The sequence below is a fragment of the Sulfoacidibacillus ferrooxidans genome (assembly GCF_022606465.1).
Lineage (GTDB): Bacteria > Bacillota > Bacilli > Alicyclobacillales > SLC66 > Sulfoacidibacillus > Sulfoacidibacillus ferrooxidans.
On record NZ_JALBUF010000070.1, the window covers coordinates 1 to 683 of the forward strand.

At 50.1% G+C, this 683-nt stretch carries 1 protein-coding gene; it reads right to left on the bottom strand.

Annotated features, from left to right (window positions below):
* Nucleotides 1-81: 81 nt before the first annotated feature.
* Nucleotides 82-683 (bottom strand): SAF domain-containing protein (locus MM817_RS16405; RefSeq protein WP_241717123.1); only part of this gene is annotated, 602 nt, incomplete at its 5' end.

The window sequence follows — 683 nt, forward strand, 5'->3', positions numbered from 1 at the left end:
TTTTCCCATAGACGGGGTGATGCAACACCGCTTGGTACAGTTTTTCTTGATACGTCTGCAAGGTGTCCAAGGTATCCATGATCAAGCCCCCTTTGGATGGCGTGTAGAATCGACGGTCACGTGTGCTGCCGGCGTAGACGATCCAATCGTCATGCTTTGCGTATCGCTCGCAAGGGTAAACGTGCCTGTTTGCGGGATCATTTCAACGCTGACGTTGTTGGCTACTACGCCATTCATGATCGTTTCATACTGTGAAGTCGGTACAAACAAAAGAAGAGTCGGAGAATTCCCACGGATCATGCCAAGCACTTCAATGGGCCCAATCGTTTGAAATCCGCCACCACTTGGCGCTGGAACGACGAGTGCAATCTTTGTCCCTGGTGTGACGAGTCCCGCTTCTGGACTGTTACTGCTCAAACTCACCATGACGCCTTGTTGATGCGTTTTGTCCGTATACTCCGTTAAGAACTGGGAATAACTGTTGGATGTACTCGTATCCCCTGCGGTCACTGGATACCCTTTGGGGATGGGAAACGTTAAATAGGTTCCCACGACTTGATTCATGTTCGTGGCTAATCCCGAAATCCCCATGCTGTCTGGTACAGTGACGGTATGCACATCTTGTGCTGTGACCGTTTCATAAGGTGCCAGATACTTCGACGTCACGACGATCGTTTCGGTAT